The organism is Streptococcus ferus DSM 20646 (assembly GCF_000372425.1).
Taxonomy (GTDB): domain Bacteria; phylum Bacillota; class Bacilli; order Lactobacillales; family Streptococcaceae; genus Streptococcus; species Streptococcus ferus.
Window position 1 is genome coordinate 98,731 of record NZ_AQVD01000002.1, and the last position, 21,227, is coordinate 119,957.

The window sequence follows — 21,227 nt, forward strand, 5'->3', positions numbered from 1 at the left end:
CCCTGCTCCTTTCTTAAAAAATCTAGACGGATAAAATGTCCCACTTCCCATTTCGTTGAATAATTCCGGAAGCAGAATCCAAAGCAGATAAATCATCCAAAGGAATGTCATCACGATTGATCACAACAAGCGGTGCATTGGCCGTGTTCGCAAAGGCAAGCATTTCTTTTGATTTCCCCAAAATAGTAACCTGAAGTTTCAATTTAAGGTCGTTGACGTTTGGAATGGAGCAGGTGTAACGGTATTTCTTATGACCGCTGCCCTGAGTCGGGATATCCCAAGCATTATCATTGTAAATCCAGATATTTCTATCAATATCCGTCAATGAGAAAACAATATGTGTTTCTATATCGTCTAAAACATCGTAAGAAATGTCAAACATGATTGTTTCTTTCGGTGTCATAGGAGACTTGGAAAGCAGCTTCACTTCAAGGTTATCAACCTTGAGGACTTCTTGCTTTTCTTCCTCGTCATCTTCCTTATTGTCAGTTGTTTCAACTGGCACGGCGTTATCAAAGCTATATTGATTGGCGACATCATCTGGATCACCGATGGCTTTAACCAAACCATCTTCAATTAGGACGGCCTTGTTACAGTATTTCTTAACCGCCGCCATATCATGGGTAACCAAAATAGTTGTCTTACCGCTGTTCTTGCGTTCTAAGAAATAGTCATTACATTTACGCTGAAAGGCCTCATCACCGACCGCCAGAACTTCGTCAAGAATCAGAATATCGCCTTCTGCCTTAATCGCAACAGAGAACGCCAGACGAACCTGCATTCCGCTGGAATAATTCTTGAGCTTTTGATTCATAAATTCTTTTAATTCGGCAAACTCGACAATATCGTCATACATGGCATCTACTTCTTCTGTTGTAAAGCCAAGCATCGCACCGTTCATATAAACATTTTCACGTCCAGTTAGTTCAGGATTGAAACCAACACCTAACTCAATGAAAGAAACCAGCTTGCCGTTAACGGTCACTGTACCTTTTTCAGGAACATAAATCTGAGAAATAATTTTTAATAAGGTTGACTTCCCAGAACCGTTTCTGCCGACAATTCCAAAAAAGTCTCCCTTTTCGACATCAAAATGAATATCTCTCAGCACATGCTGTTCCTTGTAACCCTTGATGCCACGAAAACGATTGACCATCGCCGTACGTAAACTGTGCGTACTTTCTGTCGGCAGTTTAAAATATTTACTAACATGATCAACTTTGACTGCAATATTATTGTTTGACATTAGAGAATCTCCGCAAATTTCTTAGCCTGCTTGTTAAACACATAAAAACCAAGCGCAAATATAAGGACTGGAAGGATATAAGGAATGGCTACGATGGACTTATGATTAATGAGCTGCCAAACAGGAACATTGGCCTTATCAATAAGAAAGTAGCGCAAATCCTGAATAATCTGAGCGACAGGATTAAGCATGACAATCTTTGCTGCTGTCGGATTCGTATTTGAAATAAAGGTAATCGGATAAATAATCGGTGTCGCATACATACCAGCCTGAAGCACAACTTCCCATATCTGACCCAAATCTCGGAAACGAACAAACAAGGTGGCTAAAATCAGGGCAACGCCGGTAGCCAGCAAGAACAATTCAACGAAAAGAGGGACTGCAAAAATAACCGTCCATGTAAACTGAACACCGTTAAAGACTGAAAAAAGGAGAACGACAATCAAATTGATAAAAAAGTTGATAGCTGCTCCGCAGATGGCTGACAAAACAATAATGTGTTTTGAAAAATTCAGTTTTCTTAGTAGGTCTCCCCGTGTTACGATGGATACCATTCCCATATTAGTCGCTTCGGTGAAGAAGGACCAGGTCACATTGGCAAGTAAGAGGGCAACCGGAAAGTGAGGAATGTCTCCGCCCAAACGCAAGAATTGGATGAAAACCACATACATAATGGCAAAAAGCATTAGTGGTTTTAAAATCGACCAGAGATAGCCGATAGCCGACCCCTGATAACGTAATTTAAAATCTGTTTTAATCAGTTCTTTCAACAAGATTTTATTTTCTTTGCTGAATAAATTCATTTATGTTCTCCTATAACCAAATTTGGTAATAATCAACGTTCTAAAAACCAAGGTGTGAAAAGTTCTATTCTTAGCAAAACCATAGGTTCTCAGGCTCTTAAAGCGCTGAGCCAGAGATTGGTCCATAATCGTGACAAAGGCCTCTACCAGCTCTTTGTTCTCAGAAGACAAATCTAGGCTTAATAAGTGCTTAGCCTGCTTTTGACTTTGCGAAATCAGCGACCAATATTTGCTGACCAGCTTATGGGGCTGCAGCCAGTTTTTCACCCGTTTCGACCAGGTTCTGGCTCCTAGAACATTCGCTTCATGCTGGCGGTAAAGCTCGGTTGGAAAATCAAGATAGACCAATTCTCCAAAAGCACTAGCCAACAAAGCCAGATACCAGTCATGCATCAGAATATCTTGGGTGACGGTCCATTTATCTGCCAGCTCTCGGTTTATCATCATGGTTCCGCCGGTGACGGTATTTTCTGTTAATTCTTGTAAAAGCGAGGTGTTGGCATGGTGAGACTGAGTCTTTATCATGCTCTCATGGAGAGTGTTCAACTCCTTATCCACGACCTTAAGATCCGTATAAACCAATAGCGGCCTGCTAGGATCTTTTGACGCAGCTGCCGCCAAGGTCTTCTCTAATTTTTCAGGCAGCCAGATATCATCCTGATCGCTGAAGAAGTAAACATCCGCTGTCTCATATTTGACCAAGTGATAGAAACTGTTGATAACCCCAAGATTTTGTAAACTATCCGGATTAATCAGGCGAATACGGCTGTCCTTTTGAGCATATGCTTGAATAATATCACGTGTTCTATCACTTGAACCATCATCTCTTATCAGCAAGGTCCAATCTTGAAAACTCTGGTTTTGAATACTTTCAATCTGTTCTCCCACAAAGTCTTGACCATTGTAGGTAGCCATCAGAATATTAACTTTCATTTAAAAATAGTGCCTCATACTCTCCTACAATTTTTTCCCAAGTATACTGATCTGCCATATGTTTTTTGGCCGCCAGACCTAATAATGAAAAATCAATTTCTTGATCCACCTGATTGATTAAGGCAGATAGACTGTGATCCTCCTTGGACCAATAGAGAGCGGTTTCCAAGGCTACTTTTTGGTTAAAATCAACACCTAAAACAAGATTCAAATCGGTATGTGCCAAAGCCTCCAAAAGACCGGGATTTGTTCCGCCAACCTCATGACCATGAAGATAAGCAAAAGCATTCTCCCGAAGATAAGTCAACAGGGACCGGTCGTAAACAGTCCCGACAAACTTAACGCGTTTATCCTGATCGAAAGACGTCTTTTGGCGTAATGCCTCAAAATAGGGATTGCCTTCATGGTTACAGACAATGAGTAAATCACGCTGGGTTTTTGACCGCAAAAACTCAGAAATCACTTTTTCATAATTATTTTCAGGAACAAAACGGCCAACAATCAGGTAGTAATCCTTCTCTTTGGCAGCATGACGCTCAAAAAACTGTCTGACTTTAGTATCCCCAGGCATCAGCCCCGATGGAGACAAATCTGTCCCGTAAGCGATAAAGGTTGTTTTAGACCAAGGGTAGGTGTTTTTAATATAATTTTCAATGCCGACATTATCTGAAACCACTAAATCGGCTGACTTAGTCATACATTTCTCAGCATATTTCAGATAGGTTTGTATGGGTTTTGACCATTTGGACCGCTTCCACTCCAAACCGTCAGGATTGATATAAAAAAGACCGCCAGCTTTTTTTATGTTTCGTGCAAAAGGTGCTATAAAAGCACCGATTGTATTGCCTAGAATATAAAAAATAGGCTTTTTAATCTGGTCACGTTCGACGATAGAAAGCGCGTACTGAATGGCCATCATGTCATAGGCAATCACACGCGCCGGCCCCAACTTGGGGGCCTTGATTGTAAAACAATCGACGTTTTCATAAGTAAAGTGTCTGTGATGGTCTTTATCACTGAGACAGGCGACATGATACTGGATATCCTGTGACAGCTGATGCTTTACAAGCTCCGCCACAAAAGTCTCAAAACCGCCGTACTTTGCTGGCAGACCGCGACTTCCGATGATAAAGACATGACGCATACAAACCTCCCAATTTTACAATACAATCACCTATCATTATAGCATATTTTGCCAGCAAAAGCGAAAAAGAAAACGTTATCTGCTGTGCAGCTAATGACCGCTAGCTGATGCTTGAATTAAACGTGGCCGTCTGGGCTTTTCAATAATAAAAAAGCTTAGAAAAACCTTTCTAAACTTTTGATTGTTTATTTGATATCCTGTTTGTAAAACTCTTGGAGCGCTTCCTGCCAGGTCGGAATAACAAATCCGGTGGCCTTGGCTTTGGCTAAACTCATCGTTGAATTCAAAGGACGTTTAGCCTTGGCTGGAAACTGACTGGAATCAACAGGGAGGACCTCAACATCTGTATCTTTCAAAATTTCCTTAGCGAAATCATACCAGGTTGTATCTTCTTTGGCATCGTTTGATAAATGATAATAGCCAAACGCCTTTTGATTTTCTGCCAGATAGGTCATAAACTCTGCCAGGGTACGTGTCCAGGTCGGACGTCCGTGTTGGTCGCTGACGACGGTTAATTTAGGGTGCGTCTTAGCCAAATTCTGCATGGTAAAGACAAAGTTTTTGCCGTAGTTGCCAAAAACCCAAGCTGTACGAATGATATAAAACTGGTCGCTGTATTTTTCAACGGCTTCCTCACCCAGACGCTTGGTGCGGCCATACTCTGTTTTAGGGTCAGGCTGATCATCTTCTAACCACTCCTGGCCAACTGGCTTTTGTCCATCAAAGACATAGTCCGTAGAGATGTAAACCAAAGTCGCCCCATACTTATGACAAGCCTGCGCAATATTTTCAGTTCCGGTCACATTAATCGCATAGTTAAGTTCCTTGCCCTCATCTTCCGCCGCATCTACAGCTGTGTATGCTGCACAATGATAGACTAGACTTGGTTTAACCTGTGAAAAGACGTCATCAACCTTATCAGCATCTGTGATGTCCATTTCAGCAACATCAACAGCAACATATTCCTGCTTGCGTTCATCCAATAAGTGACGCAATTCTGTTCCTAATTGACCATTACTTCCTGTAATTAAAATCATCGTTTTCTCCTTATCAAACTGTTATATCTTATTTTACAACAAAAAAGCTGGAATTTCATCTTTTTAAGTATCTTTCTTACATCAGCCCTTTTTTCACAAAAAAAGACTGAGATCTCAGTCTTTTCATCTAATGCCGAGTGCAATTCTAGCATAACGACTCATTTTTTCGACTGTCCAGGCAGGGTACCAGACCAGTTTGACATCAACTTCTGTCACTTCTGGCACATCCTTCAAAACATCGTGAATTTGATCAGTAATGAGGTCTGCCAAAGGACACCCCATCGTCGTCAAAGTCATATCAATTTCCGTCCGGCCTGAATCTTCAAAGCGAATGTCGTAAATCAAACCTAGATTGACAATATCAATCCCAAGTTCGGGATCGATGACTAACTCCAAGGTTTCTAGAATCTTATCTTTTAGTTTATCAACCTCTTGGGGGCTGTACTGTGTTTCTGCCATAAAACCTCACCTTAATCTTCTACAAAGTCACGGAGCTGTTTGCTGCGGCTTGGATGACGCAATTTGCGCAGAGCCTTAGCCTCGATCTGTCGGATACGTTCGCGGGTCACATTAAAAACCTTGCCCACATCCTCCAACGTACGCATCTTGCCATCATCAAGACCAAAACGCAGACGCAGAACGTTCTCTTCACGGTCTGTGAGTGTATCCAGCACCTCATCCAATTGTTCCCGAAGAACAACCCGTGTTGTATAATCAATCGGATTTTCGATCACTTCATCTTCGATAAAGTCACCCAAATGGCTGTCATCTTCTTCTCCAATCGGGGTTTCAAGAGAAACGGGTTCCTGAGCAATTTTGAGAATTTCACGCACCTTATCCGGTGTCATGTCCATCCGTTCCCCAATTTGTTCAGGGGTAGGATCCTGGCCTAGTTCTTGCAGAAGGTTACGCTGTTCACGGACCAGTTTATTGATGGTTTCCACCATATGAACAGGGATGCGGATGGTTCTGGCTTGATCTGCAATCGCACGTGTAATGGCTTGACGAATCCACCAAGTCGCATAAGTTGAAAACTTAAACCCTTTGGAATAGTCAAACTTGTCTACCGCCTTCATGAGCCCCATATTGCCTTCCTGAATCAAATCAAGAAACTGCATCCCGCGGCCTACATAGCGTTTAGCGATCGAAACCACCAAGCGCAGATTGGCTTCCGCCAGACGCTGCTTGGCTTCTAAATCACCGTTTTCTACAGCAATTGCCAGTTCTTTTTCTTCCTCATTGGTTAAGAGAGGAACCACTCCGATTTCTTTGAGGTACATCCGAACTGGATCGTTAACCTTAGCAGAGTTACTGCCTAGCAACTCCTCATCTGTCAGCTCTTCTGGTTTAATTTCTTCAACTACATACTTGGTTGAAGGATTTCCGTCTTTATCTGTAATGGAAATACCACCGTCAGTCAGACGTTCTAACAAATCATCGATTTGATCTGCATCCAGTGTAAAAGGAATAACCAATTTTTCAGTTACATCATCGTCAACGGCAGTTCCTTCTTTTTTGTGGTTACGGATAAAATCAGCAACTTGAACATTAAATGTACTAGAATTTGTTTTTTTAGCCATCTTTTCCTCTATTCCATATTCCTTTTTTGTGCAATGAGCGCTTCTAATGTTTTGACAGCACCTTCCTGATCTCCTTGGTTGCTGCTGTCGCGAATTTTCTTATTCTGTTTTTCGACTTCCTGACGCTGCAAGTATCGATCCCGCTGTCGCTCTATCTGAGCCACTTCTCCATCTGCAACCTCATCAGGCAGGCGTTCTTCCAAGACCTGATAGTAAGCTTCCTGAACTTCTCGGCTTTGCTGAGCCAAGTCGTAGGTCGCAATCTCCCCGCTTTCCTTTAACAGTTTAAATAGAATATCGAGTTCCTTAGTCTCAAACGAAAACGTTTCTCGATTACGAAATTCATTTAAAAGATAGGGATGGTGCAGGAGACGATGGAAAAGATGGTTCTCAGCTTTTCGCAAGGCGTTAACCTGCTTGGTCACCGGCAAGTCACTATATACCGGTCCAGAAGTCTGGCTTACTTGAGCCACTTGCTGGCGCTTCATCAGACGCTGATTATTAACCGCCTGCTCCACCTGTGAATAACTGAAATGCGACAGCAAATCAGCCACCAGGTTAATATAGGTGTTTTGGGCTGTAATGGAGGGACTGCCCGCGATAATCTTGGCAATGCGGTCCACATAGTCAATTTCTGCCTGAAGATTTTCAGTGTTTTCTGGCTTGAGATAGTGAATCCAAAACTCCTCACTGCTAATCCGAGACTGGGTTAGGAGTTTGTAGAGTTCTTCTTCTGATGACGCTTTGATGTACTCATCTGGGTCCATCTTTCCAGGAATTCGAACAATTTCAACCGTCATCCCCTTCAGCAATTCCAGTGATTTCGCCATAGCATTCTGACCAGCATCATCCCCATCATAGGTCAAAATGACTTTCTGAGTAAATTTTTTCAGGTGGCGGACATGATCCGGCGTCAACGCAGTCCCCATAGAGGCCACTGCGTTGGTAATGCCAACTCGGTAAGCTGCAATAACATCCATAAAGCCTTCCATAAGGTAGACCTCATGTTCTTTTTTAGCTGTTATTTTAGCCCTGTCTAGGTGATAAATCTCATAAGACTTGTTGAAAATTTGTGTCGCACGTGTATTCTTGTACTTGGCTAACTTCTTTTTCGCATCATCCTTGGTCCAAATTCGTCCGGAAAAGGCAATGACACGGCCAGATTCATCCGTCAGGGGAAACATAATACGATTTCGGAAAGCGTCATAAACTTGATTACTGTCCGACAGATTAAAGAGTCCCGATTGGCTAATGGCAGTTTCATCATATTTTTTAGACATCGCCTGATAAAGATAGTCATACTCATCCGGTGCAAGCCCAATATTGAAGTACTCTAGCAGCTCGTCGGTCAGCCCTCTTTGATAGAGGTATTGACGCGCCTGCTCACCAATAGTGGTCGTCATCAAAACAGCGTGATAAAACTTAGCTGCATCTTGATTGATGTCCAATAAGCTTTGATGAGGATGCTCACGTCTTGGCTTTTGAGAAGTGCTCGGAAGAGTCAGAGCAATCCCTGCTTTATCAGCTACCAGCTGAACGGCTTCCATAAAAGGAACATTGCGGTACTCCTCGATAAACTTAAAAACATCACCAGACTTGCCGCAGCCAAAGCAATGAAAGAATTGTTTATCTTCCACAACATTAAAAGAGGGCGTCTTTTCTTTATGAAATGGACAGAGGCCCAAATAATTATGTCCAGATTTAGTGAGGGAAACAACTTCACCAATAACATCAACAATATTGACATTATTTTTGATGTCTTGAATCAGATCTTTATCAACAGCCAAGTCACCACCTCCACACAATAAACCTATTTTAAGTTTTATGTTTCATTTTAACATTTTTGAAAACATTTGTAAATTGAAAAGGAGACCCAGTCTCCTTTCATTTTTTAGTTGATCGTATTAGCGTAAATGGCATTCGCATAGTCAGACTGCAGATGGATGGGTTTTAAAACCCAATCATTTTTAGCAATCTGTTTCACCAAGGATGAGGTGAAGGTGTTATTGTAAATGCTGACGAGACCGACATCTGAAGAATGCTGACCGATACTTGCGCTGTAAGCAATAATTTTGCCGGAGCTGTCCTTGTAAGGCAGGAAAGCATTGTTGGTAATGACGATATTGCTGGACAGGTGGCGCTGGGCATTGTTGGCCGCGTAATTGGGATCAATATTCTTGATAAGATTAGCATCCCACATACCTGTGTTCTCTGCAGCATCCAACTGGATAGCTTCGGCATAGTAAAGGTGCAGGTCATCTCCTTCAGCAACGTTAGTTTTATTGGTTAAATCAGGAGCATAGCCCACAAACTGATTCCCGTCAAAGACGGAATTCTGGACAGAGCCCAAATCAAAGATGTGACTGCCCGATTTATGAACCATGGTAAAGCTGTTATTGATGATTTTCCAGTTTGTTCCATGATTAGCCATAATCATAAAGTGATCGCCCTTGGTTAAATCGCTAGCTTTAACATCAATGTTGCGCATGGTGAAATTTTTTACCCCATCTTCAGCTCCAGGACCTGTTGCCAAGCCAAACCAATAGGCTGTCCCTTCAACCAAAAGGGTCGTCTTATTCCCCCGCAGCTCCGTATCGGAACTTAGCAGTTGATAGTCCTGCTCCGGTGTCTGACTGCCAATTTTAAATTCTCCAGAAGGGAGTCCCAGCACCGTTCCAGGATTATCCTTCGCGTAGGCAAAAGCCTGACGCAGCACCTCATTATTCTGACTGGCTGAATTATCCGCTGACAACTTGACTTGATAGATAGTAGACAAATCACGCTCATGGATATTAGTATATTTAATCCCATCATCAAAGGTAATATCATACTTATAGCCACCGTCTTGACTGCGGTAATTAAGAGAAATATTATCGACCTTACCAGCTGTCCCTTTGTAATCAGACAGACTGGCACCGTCCAAATCGGTCTCTGCTGATTTCTTGAGCTGGATAATTTCGCCAACCTGGTACTTGGCTTTTTCCTTTGCTTGTATGACAGAGGCCTTCATCTTTTTTAAGACTTTCTTATTTTCAAAAATGATATCATAGCGGTAAGTATTCTTCTCTTTCAGATAATGAACTTGCTTAATCTTTCCAATCCAACCGCCATACTTCGCTAGGCTGGAATTGCTGGAAACCTTGATCTGTACATCTTGATTTTTCTTAAAGGAAGCCGTTTTTTTCTTAGGCGGAAAAATGACTTTGGTCACAGACGCAGAGGTTTCTTGCACCATCTTGGTTAAAATGGTAATCCCGCCTGTAAAAGCCAGCAATAAAAAGGCCGAAAACACAAAAATAAGCAAGGGAATAATCTCTTGTTTACGGACTAAACTCTTCGATTGTCGTTTTGTTGCCATAGCCTCCCCTTTATTTTTTTCATATTATTGTATTATGTCATCTTTAAATGAAGATGTCAATTATGTTTTTTTAAAGAAAAAAGAGCAAATCGATTGTCAAAGCTAGGTTTATCCTGTATAATTAATAATCGATTAAATATGAAAGGAAAAGTTTAATGATTAAGGAATTAAAAGATTTCTTGTTTAAAGGGAATGTCTTGGATCTCGCTGTTGCTGTTATTATTGGGGCGGCATTTGGAGCTATTATCACTTCACTCGTTGAAGATGTTATTACACCGCTCTTTCTGACACCAGCTTTGAAAGCTGCAGGTGCTGAAAACATTGCCCAGTTAACATGGAACGGTGTGGCTTATGGTAGCTTCCTGAGCGCTGTGATCAACTTCTTAATTGTTGGTACTGTTTTGTTCTTTATCGTCAAAGCAGCTAACAAGGCAATGTCATTCGGCAAAAAAGAAGAAGCTGAAGACGCTGCTCCGACACAAGAAGAATTGCTAACTGAAATCCGTGATTTATTAGCTAAAAAATAAAAGAAAGTGCTTCTGAGAAGCGCTTTTCTTTTTAGCTAATGATGAAAATGAAAACATCCTAAAATGGGACTCAACTAGAACAGACTCTCCTCTTGTGTAACATTACTGTTATAAGAAGCCATAGCTTGGCTGTAAGAAGCTCCCTTATCCATTCGACCAATGCAATGGTATCACCAATTTTCCCATTGGGTTTTAACGGTCACATCTCCGTAATCAGTCGGTGAAAACTTGCTGTCGTAAATCGAACACCAGTCTTTCAGAACTTTTTGATTGACGATTTTGTCATAATACCCGTCCAAGTCTTTTGTTGTGATACCATATTTTTTCAAATAAGACTTCACTTCTGATTCGTTGTCAATGTAGTTATTCGAGTTAATTAAACTAATTTTTGTATTTAAATATTTCTTTATGGTCATATAACGAACGTTAAAAATCATTGTCACTTTGGAATCAATGTGCTTTTCAAAATAGATATTAAGCCCTTTCTTTTGATATAAATTAAAAGTTATTCTCAAATTAGGATTATGGTCATTTAAATAATAATCTGGATACTCAATACTTGGTTTAAATTTATCAGTTTCATTCATATCCTTATCATAGATTTTATAATTCTTAATTTTAGTATCTTTAATCTGATAAAAAATATTTTCACCTAAATAATTCGCTTTCATCTCTTGATACAATTCATCAAAGATATTTTTAGGCTGACTAGCATAATGATAGTAAATGCCCGCCGATAAAGCAAGTGCCGCTAATACTAAAATGCCAATTATTTTTCGTTTCATAGCTCTTCCTACTCTCCTGCTACCCTTTCTAAACGTTCTAAAAATCGTGAAACACCTTTATAATTCTCAGAAACATAGGCTTTCGAAGCCTTATCCCCTTGGGTAAGAACCTCATCCGGAACAAGGCTGGCATAAATAGTTCCCTTGACCTCAGTCCAATCCTCATTCTTGAGAAATTCTTTCTCTCGGACGGACGACCCTTGGGTAACGTCATTGTAGTAAGAAGCCATGGCTTGGCTGTAAGAGGCTCCATTATCCATTCGAGCAATGATATTAACGGCGTCTAAATCAGCCTTATAGTCATCCTCGCCAATACTTGGCTTCATATCACTGGCATTATAGGTGGTATCCCCTTCCCAGCCTGATAAATCTTTGACTTGCTCCCTGCCCCCATATAGGTCAGACAGCTGAAAGCTTGCCGAATTGAGGTGGGTTGCCATGGTGATGGATTGGTGGGTGAAATCCGCATTCCCTGCCCCATTATTGGAGTATGCCTTTAAGCGCTCGTCCCAAAACTCCTCAAAACCTTTTGTTGTTCCATATGCATTTTTATACTTAGCCTTCGCATTTTTGTAGGTATTAGAACCTTCATTAAAATCAATATTGCGCATTTGCTTTATAGTATTTCCACCATTTGCCAAAGCATGCTGCAATCTCAGATTATAGGTCAACTGTTTGACTTCTTGTTCACTAAGCCCTAACGTTTGGAAGATTGTTAAAAGTGGCTTGACCTTTTTCTGCGTTTCACCCGTTGTGGGATTGCTGACAACATCTTCCGAAAAATAAGGTGTCAGATAACCAGCCGTCTCATCCCATTTGACGCCATCATAAGACACGGCACCTATAAGCCTTAGGAAGACATAATCCCGTTGCTTTTGGCTGTAGTTCGATAATTGCTTGTCTAGCGCTTTCTTCACAGTCAAGAGTTGCCGCGCCGTCTTCAGGTCAAAGCCATACTCTGCCATCAGACTGGTGATAAAGGCCTTATCTGCTTTACTCACCGTCAACTCTTTGGTGACTTGATAGGCGGAGAGATAGGTGACCCAGCTGAGGTTACTTGGGGTATTGAAAACACCTTCTGCCGCATTCCAACTGCCTTTAACCTGAGATAAACCCATGGTCAGTTGTGAGGCAATGTTATCCAAATCATCAAAAAGAGTGGCTGAATAAGGGTCATAGGCACGTAAATCTTCCAGGATAGTCTCATAGACACGCTTATTGGCATGGTGCCCTCGCAGTAACTCTGTGTTATTCTGACGGAGAGCGCTTTTTTGCTCACTGCTGGCCTCCATCTGAGAGATGGAGGTATTAAGCTCATCCAAGCGGGCAATCATGGTTTCTTCTTGTCTGATCTTTTCCAGCAAGTCATCTTCTCGCCAGCTTTTGGTATCTACCCTTTCCTGATAGGCTGCTGGCAGCTTAGTGATGGCTTGTGATAGGGGTCTCCGCATACAGCTGACCGCCCTGCGCTAACGGTAATAAGACGCTGTTGAAAAAGTCTCGGGCTGAATCATAAGCCTTTCCCTGTAGACTCTCAGTATCCTGTGCAAAGGTTTGAATGGCGGTCTGCAGGGATTGATAGGCTTCCAGCTGTGACTGGCATTGGGTGACCACGCTGGCACTCTGTGTCTCAGAGTCTTCTAAAAACATATCAATACCCATAACGCTTCTCCTCTTCTTCCCAAAATGCCTTTTGCTTCTCAGTATAAAGAACATCCAGCTGATCTTCAATATACCGCTCGTCTTTTTTCAGCCTGTCAATATAGTCTGTTAAATCATTGAACAACTGGAGCTTAGAAGCTCTCATTTGATTGGCAGTATCTTCCAGCTGCCAAGCGTATTTGCTTTGATAGGCAGCCTCTCGGAGCTGCTGTTCTAAAAACTGAGCATCACTGGCATACCATTCAAAATCGCTATATAGTTGTTCGGCTCGACCTCGCTGTCTTCCCTTGTCTTCCAACTGTTCAGACAGTTCCAATTCCTTCTGCCTTAGCTGATCTCCTTTCGTCATCCTTAACTCCTAAAACGATCTGCCTCTGCCTGATCGACAGCTTCAAACTCACTCGCCACTGAATGAAGATTGCTGGCGGTTGTTGAAACAGAAGAGCTAATGTTCGTCGCTAAGGTCTGTGCTTCCGTCATGACGTGATGGGCTCTGCCATTGCCTTGCAGGGTCGTTTGCGTATCCTGACTGGCTGCACTGATCCCCGTTAAGGTCTGACAGGCAGTTGCCAGCTGAGTTGCATAAGTTTGTGCCGTTTCCTGATGACTCCTAATCGTCGTTGACATCTCATCGTTTCTCCTTAATTTAGCAATTAGTTCTATTTTAACATAAAAAAGACCTTTGAAAAAAAGAAAATGAAACAGCTGCAGCAGAAGCTTTAGTCATCTTTAGATTGAAGGTAATACTCGATAAGTTCCTATTTGGAATAATTGTACTTAAAAATCAAAAAGCCCATACAAACCACACTCAAAAGTTAGAGACAATCTAACAAGAGGTGCAATGTGTATGGGCTTTTTTGTAGTCACTTTAGAATTTCTTGCGCTTACGAGCTGCTTCTGACTTACGTTTACGTTTGACAGAAGGTTTTTCGTAGAATTCACGTTTACGTGATTCTTGAAGTGTACCAGCTTTCGTTACAGAGCGTTTGAAACGGCGAAGAGCATCATCAAGTGATTCATTCTTACGTACGACTGTTTTTGACATTTATTTCACTCCCCTCAATTTCAATGTAACATTTTTACACGTTCCTACCTAGTATACACAATGACTGAAAAACTGTCAAGAAAATGTCATCATTTTCCTATCTTTTGATGCCTAAACCATAATCTTTAGGCCTGAATCTGATTTCCTGTTACACGGCTTTGAGCACCTTTTCTTAAAACAAAGTGGATAGGCTGCATGAACCAAGAATTGTTTTGCTTGCTGTATCTTTTGGCTAAGGTTGCCACAAATCGATTATTGGTTATTATCACATCTCCTACTTCTGAGGAATGCTGACCAAGGGTTGCTGAATAAGCGACTAATTTTCCTTCAGCGTTATAATAAGGCAAAAATTGGTTTCTGTCGATGGTAATATTGCTTGACATTTGATCCATGGCATTATAAGCCATGTAATTGCTGTCAAGGCGTTTAATCATAGAGGCATCCCAGCCTCCTTGATTATTCGAACGGTCTAACTGAATAGCCTCTGCATAATAGTCATGCAGATTGGCTCCGTCAGGAAGTCTTGTAACCCCTGTTAGGTTAGGGGCATAGCCAATAAATTGATTATTAGTGAAAACAGCGTTTTGAACACCACCTAAATCAAAAATGTGTCGTCCCATTTTTTGAACCATGGTAAAGCTACTGTTTTTAATCAGCCAATTATTGCCATGATTAGCCATCAGCATAAAGTAATTCCCTTGAACTAAATCATTGGCCACGATATGGACATTATCCATCACGAAGTTGGAAAGCCCGTCAATGCCCCTAGGCCCTGTTGGCAAACCAAACCAAAGCATAGTGCCATCAACGATTAATCGTGTTCCCTTATCATGTCCTCTTAGCTGTGTATTGGAACTGAGGATGATGTAGTTGCTTTGATCTGTTCGGCCTAAGTCTTCTTCTTGGATGTCACTTCCAATCATGAAACGTCCTTGAGGCAGATAAAGGGTAATATCTGGGTGCGAGCTGGCATATCGAAAGGCTTCCTGAAGCGCGATGTTATTCTGAATCTTAGTGTTGTACTCCTTGAGAGCAACATGGTGGACATAGCGTAGATCCTGTTCCAAAACATGAACATTTTGCTCACCATTGTTATAGGTGACATGGTACTCCCAGCCCCCGATGGCGTTATTGGTGTTTTTAGCAATATTTGTAACGCTTCCTATCCAGCCTTGATGATTTGACAGGGAGTAGCCATTGCTTTCATGTGTGGCATAGGCTTGGATTTGAATCGTTTGTCCAACTGAAAATTTAGCCGGAACTGAGACCACGACATCTGGAACATGGTATTGCGTACTGGTCAAGCCAAGCATCTTATTGGTTGAGGTCTTTCCATAAACGTGAACCACGTAATCTCCGATGTTGTATTTATGGTTAGCCAAACTAAACTGTAGCTGATAACGACCATCTTTTATGTTACTGGCTTTGTACCAAGAAATATCATCCTGATCATTTTTGACAGACCAAATTGGAACCATAACCTCTTTGATATAGCTTGGAACATCGGTGATGGTAACCTCAAGTACATTATTCCCTTTGTCTGAAACGTCAACGTTAACTTGCAATGACGGAACGTCATAGCTGGTAGAACCTAAGGCAATGAGGCGGCCATCTCCTGCCGCTTTGCCGTAGGCATGAATCTGGTAAAGCCCCGTCTCAAAATGATGATTTGAAATCGACACCTCCCAAAGAAAACTCCCATCTGGCTGCTTCTTGGCTGTATACCAGCTGATGTCATCTTGGTCCTTGTTTTGGGTCCAAGTTGGCAGCAGAATTTCTGAGATATAGGTTGGCTGACCCGTTACTTTTACCGAAAAGCCACTATCTCCTTTGGCAGCGGTACTGATCGTAACCTTAGTTTCTGGAATGTCAAAATGCGTCGCCTTCAGCCCTTCCATTTTTCCGCTGATGCTGCTTTGTCCGTAGACATGAACCTGGTATAAACCAGTTTCGTAGCGGTGATTTTTAAGCTGAATGCGTGCTAAAAAGCGTCCTTCCTCTACTTTTGTAGCAGCATACCATAAAATATCATCTTGACCTTTATGCTCTGTCCAAACAGGCAGCGAAAAACTGGTGATTTCTTTCCCAACATTGCTGATCTCAACGTCATAACAATCATCTTGTCTCTTTTTGATGGTAACAGCTGGTTCCACTAGTTTTATGGTGTATTGGACCGCTTTTAAGCCAATCATTTTCCCCTGAAGCTCATTATAAGCATGGATGTTATAGAGACCATAAGCCCTATGCGTTTTGGAGAGATCAATGGTTAGCTGCTGATGAGAGTCAGCGGTGTACCACCTCAAATCATCTTGCTGCTGCTCTTCCGTCCAAACAGCTACCTTGACCGAACTCCCTTGAGGGAGTTCTCCGTCATAAGTTATCTTCAGCTGACTGCCAGTTTGCGTCACAGCCAGTTCAGGGGCACTGGTTTTGGCTTCTGACACCGTTACAGCTGCTGTTTCAGGAGATGAAACTTCCTGGCTTGAACTGTCATCTTGCTTGGACAAAGTGTTCTCGGTACTTGTCACATCGGGTGCTGAACTTACAGTTGTCGTTTCACTAACACCGATGAAATCTTGAGAGGTCTGTCCCCCATCTACCAACTGATCCGCCTCATCGGCTGAGACAGAAGCCGTACTCATTAAAAAAGAGACCAATATAAGGCCACATAAGGTGTAAATGTTGTTTTTTCTAAAACGAATCTTTTTCTTTGTCATCATCATCCTTTAACCTAAAACAATCCGAAAGCAGGTCATTTTATGGTTCATTTCTACTCAACGTTTGATTATATTATTAGACAATTCTAATGTAGCACCAAATCCTATTTTTGTCAATTTCCCTAATATAATAAACACGCACAGCCAGAGGCTGTGCGCGTTATCTTATTCATCCACTTGTTGATCTGTCAGCTGAGCTGCTTCTTCAATGTAGGTTTTGTATTTGCCTTCTTTTTTCAGTTTGGCAATGACTTTGTTTACCGTTTTGAGGAGCTTGCCACTATCCTTAGGCAGAGCAACTGCTTTAGCATCTCCTTCACCCGTCTTAAGGGCAACCTTCGCAATAGCTAAATCGGAATTTTGAACGACATAGCCTTCTGCAACTGGTTTCTCCAAGTTAACCGCATCTACCTGACCAGATTTTAATTCATTAACCGCCTCTCCCATAACCGTCAAGGAGGTGATGTTAGACTTTTTCAACTGATCTTTGGCCAGCGTTTCTTCAATAGCACCTTTCAGAACAGCAACTTTCTTGCCAGAAAAGTCAGAAACAGCCGTATAGTTTTCTAAATCTGCCTTTCTAACAAGGAAAGCATTTTCCGTTTCATAATAGGCGTCCGAGAAATCATAGACTTTGGCACGTTCTTTGGTATAGGATAGGCCTGAAATAGCCATGTCTGCTTTTCCTGTTTTCACGCTAGTCAGGACATTGTCAAAACTCATGGAAGACAATTCAAGTTTGACGCCCAGCTCATCTGCAATGGCCTGAGCTAACTGTACATCCGATCCGACAATGGTATCTTTGCTGTTTATCAAAGCCTTAAATTCAAAAGGGGCATAGTCCGGGCTGATGGCAACGACTAATTTTCCTTTTTTCTCTATAGAAACCTGAGCATCTTTTGACGACGAGTTGCTGCAGGCCGCTAAACTCACTGCTGCTAAAAGTCCGGCAGCCCCTAAAAGTATTTTCTTTAATTTCATAACAAATCTCTTTTCTTTTTACTAATTTCAGTTTAGAGGGTTTTCACTGACTTGTCAATACCAATGTCATTTGCAAATTGGCGCAGCTCTTCAGATACTTTAGCCAGTGCTGTCTTTAACATATCCTGAGGACAGCAATAGCCGATACGTGCATAACCTTCCCGATCAAAACGATTGCCCGGAACCATGAGAACACCTTGGTTTTTCAAGACTTGCAAGCAAAAAGTTTCGATTGGAATAGGAAGATCGAATTTGACAAAGGCAGTTGATACATGGGCTGGTGAGATGAGGGACACACGTGGCTCAGTCGCCACCCATTCTTCTAAAATCTTTAAATTATCCCTCACAATTTTTTGATTTCGTGAAAGAATAGCCTGCCGGTGCTTCAAAGCAAAAGCAGCTGTCATATCATCAAAGACTCCGGCACAAATCATGGTGTAATCTCGATAGCCTCTCAGTCTATCGGCAATATCAGCATGGCTGGCTACCCAGCCCACTCTGATTCCCGGTAAGGAATAGGTTTTGGACAGACTGTTAACTGAGATGCCCTTATCATAGAGATCAACAATGGCTGGGATGTGCTGGTCTGGCGCAAATGACTTGTAAACTTCGTCGGATAGAATGTAAGCATCGCAGGATCTCGCAATCTCTACCAGTTCCTTCAAGTAGAGCTCATCCATCACTGCTCCCGTGGGATTATTGGCATTGTTGATGCAGATCATTTTGGTTTCTGGCCTAATCAAACGACGCAGGTCATCCAAATCCGGCAGCCAATTCTTTTCTTCTTTAATTGTCCACAAGGACACATCAGCTCCCAAGGATCTAGGAATGTCATAAAGCTGTTGATAAGTCGGATATAAAGAGATGACGTGGTCTCCTGCTTCAATCAAGCTATAAAGTACCAGAAAGTTAGCGCCCGTTGCACCGTTTGTTTGCAGCACCTGATCTGCTCTGACAGTCTTGTAAAGACCGGAGACCTCCTCTTTAAATTCAGGAGACCCTTCAATCCAGCCATAATCCAAGCGTTTCTTGTTTAATTTCTGGAAAAAATCAGTTGGGTTTTGGCGGCCCATTGCCAGCAGCTCGTCCAGACTGAGGGCTGCGATAGAGACACCGGCAATATCATAGAGTGCTTCTTTTTCATGTGCATTAAGCCACTCTTCTACTCCGAAGCGGGGTAATTTCATTAAAACTCCTTGAATAGTTAATCTTCTTGATCATACTGAATATCCCAAAGCTTGTCAAGAAATGGTTCTTCTGGCAAGTAAAAAGGAGCGGTGGCTCCTTTAATCCCTTATGATTTATTCGGCAATGGATAAGTCATAAGCCTCTTTAACAAAAGTATCAATTTTTCCTGATGCTTTCAGCTTTTTGATGACCTTATCAATTTTCTTTTTAAGAGCCGTGCTTCCTTTTGGCATAGCAACCGCATAGGCATCTGAATCACCCGACTTCAGATCGATAGAGGCAATGGCCAAATCATCATTCTTAGCAACATAACCCTCTGCAATGGGCTTTTCAAGAACAACCCCATTGACCTTGCCAGCTTTTAGCTCGTTTATCATCTCACCATTTTGAACCAAAGACACCATATTAGCCCCTTTCAGCTGCTCCTTGGCGATTGTTTCTTGGATAGAGCCTTTTTGCGTCGCTACCGATTGCCCCTTTAAAGCTGTCGTTGTTTTGTACTGATCAACTTCTGATTTTTTCACGATAACAACATTTTTAGATTCGTAGTAGGTTTCTGAAAAATCATAGACTTTTTGGCGCTCTTTCGTCGCCGAAATCCCTGAAATACCGATATCGGCCTTACCGGACTGCACACTTGACAAAACATTGTTAAAAGACATGGATGAAAACTCAACCTTAACCCCCAGCTCTTTACCAATTTCTTTAGCAATCTCAACATCAGCACCGACAATTGTATCTTTGCCATTCACCAAAGTCTTAAATTCAAAAGGTGCAAATTCCGGATTCATGGCAACAACAATCTTGCCTTTATTTTCGATTTTTTTCAAAGATGTATCTTCTGTAGCTGAACCGCAGGCCGTTAAAGCAATAAGAGACAGGGCAGCTAGGCTTCCTAAAATCCATTTTTTCATTATTATCTCTCCTAAAAAATTAATCTAAGACTATTTTATTTTATATTTATTCATATGTCAAGTATTTTTTTATAAAAATACAAAAAAGGAGGGTGTCCTCCTTTTCTATAAAACTCTCTTTACCTGTCATTGTTTTTGGAACAATTTAGTCACTAACAATCAGCATGGATTTAATAGTCTTTCGCTCTTGCATATCTTGGTAGGCCTGATTGATTTCTTCCAGTTTATAATCGGCTGTAAAGACACGTCCGGGATTGATATCGCCATCAAGAACTGCTTTCAGCAATACTTGCTTATCATAGGTGGTCACGGAAGCTGAACCGCCCGCAACAGAGATGTTTTGAGCAAATGTGGAACCAAGTGGGTGATTATTGTAATGCGGTACGCCTACAAAACCAAGTCGGCCACCATTATGGAGAACCCCAAGTGCCTGATCAACAGCTGCTTCTGTCCCGACACATTCAAGTGCGGCATCGGCTCCTCCGCCTAGGATTTCACGAACCTTGGCAATGCCTTCCTCCCCGCGTTCAGCAACAACTGCGGTTGCTCCTGATGCCAACGCCATTTGCTGACGGTCTTCGTGACGGCTCATTAAAACAATTTGAGAAGCCCCCAGCATTTTAGCCGCAATCACAGCACATTGTCCGACTGCTCCATCTCCAATAACAACAACTTTATCCCCACGTTTGACACCAGCACAGCGTGCGGCATGATAACCTGTTGGCATGACATCTGCTAAGGTTAATAGAGACTTTATCATTCCTTCTGAATAATCAGATGGCTGTCCAGGTACCTTAACCAAGGCCCAATTAGCATAATGGAAACGGATATATTCCGACTGGAAACCATGTGACCAGTTCGTGAAGCCTGGATGGCGATCGCAAGTTCCATCAAAACCGGCACGACAGGCATCACATTCGCCGCAGCCATGTGTAAATGGAACAATAACAAAGTCTCCTGGCTGAACCGTCGTTATGCCATCTCCGACCGCATCAACAATGCCCAGAGCCTCGTGACCATCGTTCATAGAGTGTTCTTCTTTATTGTCACCATGGGCATAGGCCCAGAGATCAGACCCACAGACGCAGGCGCGAACGACTTTGATAATGACATCATCGGGAGCCTGCAAAGTTGGTTTAGCAACCTCTTCGACAGTCATTAAGCCAGCTTTTTGAAAAATAGCAGATTTCATAAGTTCCTCTTTTCTACCCTGAAACGGGAATAACTACTCAAGGCTAAAGAATCTTCTAGACCAAAATTCTTTGCTTGCTTTCATTATAAACCTTGAAGTCAACTTCAAGTCAAGC

Annotated in this window: 19 protein-coding genes and 1 pseudogene; 1 reads left to right on the forward strand and 19 read right to left on the reverse strand. The window is 42.0% G+C overall.

The features are described 5' to 3' along the window. Nucleotides 1-22: 22 nt before the first annotated feature. The 9 genes from A3GY_RS0103415 to A3GY_RS0103455 all read right to left on the reverse strand — a co-directional run bounded on the left by A3GY_RS0103415 (nucleotide 23) and on the right by A3GY_RS0103455 (nucleotide 10,101). Nucleotides 23-1,246: an ABC transporter ATP-binding protein gene (locus A3GY_RS0103415; protein WP_018030008.1), complete on the reverse strand. Its 1,224-nt coding sequence runs from the start codon at nucleotides 1,244-1,246 to the stop codon at nucleotides 23-25. Continuing rightward, the gene (locus tag A3GY_RS0103420) at nucleotides 1,246-2,049 is read right to left on the reverse strand and encodes an ABC transporter permease (RefSeq protein ID WP_018030009.1); all 804 of its coding nucleotides are present in this window, start codon (nucleotides 2,047-2,049) and stop codon (nucleotides 1,246-1,248) included. Before A3GY_RS0103420 ends, A3GY_RS0103415 begins: the two co-directional genes overlap by 1 nt. Beyond that, complete coding sequence (locus tag A3GY_RS0103425; protein ID WP_018030010.1) at nucleotides 2,050-2,982, reverse strand: glycosyltransferase family 2 protein; 933 nt, start codon at nucleotides 2,980-2,982, stop codon at nucleotides 2,050-2,052. Next, the gene (gene cps2T, locus A3GY_RS0103430; RefSeq protein WP_018030011.1) at nucleotides 2,972-4,126 is read right to left on the reverse strand and encodes a beta 1-4 rhamnosyltransferase Cps2T; all 1,155 of its coding nucleotides are present in this window, start codon (nucleotides 4,124-4,126) and stop codon (nucleotides 2,972-2,974) included. Before cps2T ends, A3GY_RS0103425 begins: the two co-directional genes overlap by 11 nt. A gap of 185 nt (nucleotides 4,127-4,311) precedes the next feature. Then, nucleotides 4,312-5,163 (reverse strand): dTDP-4-dehydrorhamnose reductase, encoded by an 852-nt coding sequence (gene rfbD / locus A3GY_RS0103435; RefSeq protein WP_018030012.1) that lies wholly within the window; start codon nucleotides 5,161-5,163, stop codon nucleotides 4,312-4,314. Between the two features lie 123 nt (nucleotides 5,164-5,286). Next, nucleotides 5,287-5,622, reverse strand: coding sequence for a metal-sulfur cluster assembly factor (locus tag A3GY_RS0103440; protein WP_018030013.1), 336 nt, complete (start codon nucleotides 5,620-5,622; stop codon nucleotides 5,287-5,289). Nucleotides 5,623-5,633: 11 nt separating this feature from the next. Continuing rightward, nucleotides 5,634-6,743, reverse strand: coding sequence for an RNA polymerase sigma factor RpoD (gene rpoD, locus A3GY_RS0103445; RefSeq protein ID WP_018030014.1), 1,110 nt, complete (start codon nucleotides 6,741-6,743; stop codon nucleotides 5,634-5,636). Between the two features lie 8 nt (nucleotides 6,744-6,751). Next, on the reverse strand, nucleotides 6,752-8,530 hold the full coding sequence (gene dnaG / locus A3GY_RS0103450) for a DNA primase (RefSeq protein ID WP_018030015.1): 1,779 nt from the start codon (nucleotides 8,528-8,530) through the stop codon (nucleotides 6,752-6,754). 104 nt (nucleotides 8,531-8,634) lie between these two features. Then, nucleotides 8,635-10,101 (reverse strand): hypothetical protein, encoded by a 1,467-nt coding sequence (locus tag A3GY_RS0103455; protein ID WP_018030016.1) that lies wholly within the window; start codon nucleotides 10,099-10,101, stop codon nucleotides 8,635-8,637. Between the two features lie 155 nt (nucleotides 10,102-10,256). Here A3GY_RS0103455 and mscL point away from each other — a divergent pair, with 155 nt between their 5' ends. Further along, nucleotides 10,257-10,628: a large conductance mechanosensitive channel protein MscL gene (mscL, locus tag A3GY_RS0103460; RefSeq protein WP_018030017.1), complete on the forward strand. Its 372-nt coding sequence runs from the start codon at nucleotides 10,257-10,259 to the stop codon at nucleotides 10,626-10,628. Between the two features lie 170 nt (nucleotides 10,629-10,798). Here the strand turns inward: mscL and A3GY_RS0103465 are convergent, their stop codons facing one another. The 10 genes and pseudogenes from A3GY_RS0103465 to A3GY_RS0103510 form a co-directional block, all read right to left on the reverse strand. Continuing rightward, entirely contained in the window at nucleotides 10,799-11,413 is a 615-nt protein-coding gene (locus A3GY_RS0103465; RefSeq protein WP_018030018.1) for a TipC family immunity protein, read from the reverse strand. 8 nt (nucleotides 11,414-11,421) lie between these two features. Continuing rightward, nucleotides 11,422-13,075, reverse strand: a pseudogene (locus A3GY_RS09655) (T7SS effector LXG polymorphic toxin). Next, nucleotides 13,065-13,424, reverse strand: a complete 360-nt coding sequence (locus A3GY_RS0103475; protein WP_018030019.1) for a DUF3958 family protein — start codon at nucleotides 13,422-13,424, stop codon at nucleotides 13,065-13,067. Before A3GY_RS0103475 ends, A3GY_RS09655 begins: the two are co-directional and overlap by 11 nt. A gap of 2 nt (nucleotides 13,425-13,426) precedes the next feature. After that, nucleotides 13,427-13,702: a TIGR04197 family type VII secretion effector gene (locus A3GY_RS0103480; protein WP_018030020.1), complete on the reverse strand. Its 276-nt coding sequence runs from the start codon at nucleotides 13,700-13,702 to the stop codon at nucleotides 13,427-13,429. Nucleotides 13,703-13,943: 241 nt separating this feature from the next. Beyond that, nucleotides 13,944-14,120: a 30S ribosomal protein S21 gene (gene rpsU / locus A3GY_RS0103485; RefSeq protein WP_000048058.1), complete on the reverse strand. Its 177-nt coding sequence runs from the start codon at nucleotides 14,118-14,120 to the stop codon at nucleotides 13,944-13,946. Between the two features lie 125 nt (nucleotides 14,121-14,245). Next, nucleotides 14,246-16,837, reverse strand: coding sequence for a GBS Bsp-like repeat-containing protein (locus A3GY_RS09900; protein WP_018030021.1), 2,592 nt, complete (start codon nucleotides 16,835-16,837; stop codon nucleotides 14,246-14,248). A gap of 165 nt (nucleotides 16,838-17,002) precedes the next feature. Then, nucleotides 17,003-17,818, reverse strand: coding sequence for a transporter substrate-binding domain-containing protein (locus tag A3GY_RS0103495; protein ID WP_018030022.1), 816 nt, complete (start codon nucleotides 17,816-17,818; stop codon nucleotides 17,003-17,005). Nucleotides 17,819-17,850: 32 nt separating this feature from the next. Further along, nucleotides 17,851-19,005 carry an aminotransferase gene (locus A3GY_RS0103500; protein ID WP_018030023.1) on the reverse strand — a complete coding sequence of 385 codons (1,155 nt, stop codon included), beginning with the start codon at nucleotides 19,003-19,005 and terminating at the stop codon, nucleotides 17,851-17,853. A gap of 114 nt (nucleotides 19,006-19,119) precedes the next feature. Continuing rightward, complete coding sequence (locus A3GY_RS0103505) at nucleotides 19,120-19,920, reverse strand: transporter substrate-binding domain-containing protein (RefSeq protein WP_018030024.1); 801 nt, start codon at nucleotides 19,918-19,920, stop codon at nucleotides 19,120-19,122. A gap of 145 nt (nucleotides 19,921-20,065) precedes the next feature. Then, the gene (locus A3GY_RS0103510; RefSeq protein ID WP_018030025.1) at nucleotides 20,066-21,112 is read right to left on the reverse strand and encodes a zinc-binding dehydrogenase; all 1,047 of its coding nucleotides are present in this window, start codon (nucleotides 21,110-21,112) and stop codon (nucleotides 20,066-20,068) included. Nucleotides 21,113-21,227 lie beyond the last annotated feature (115 nt).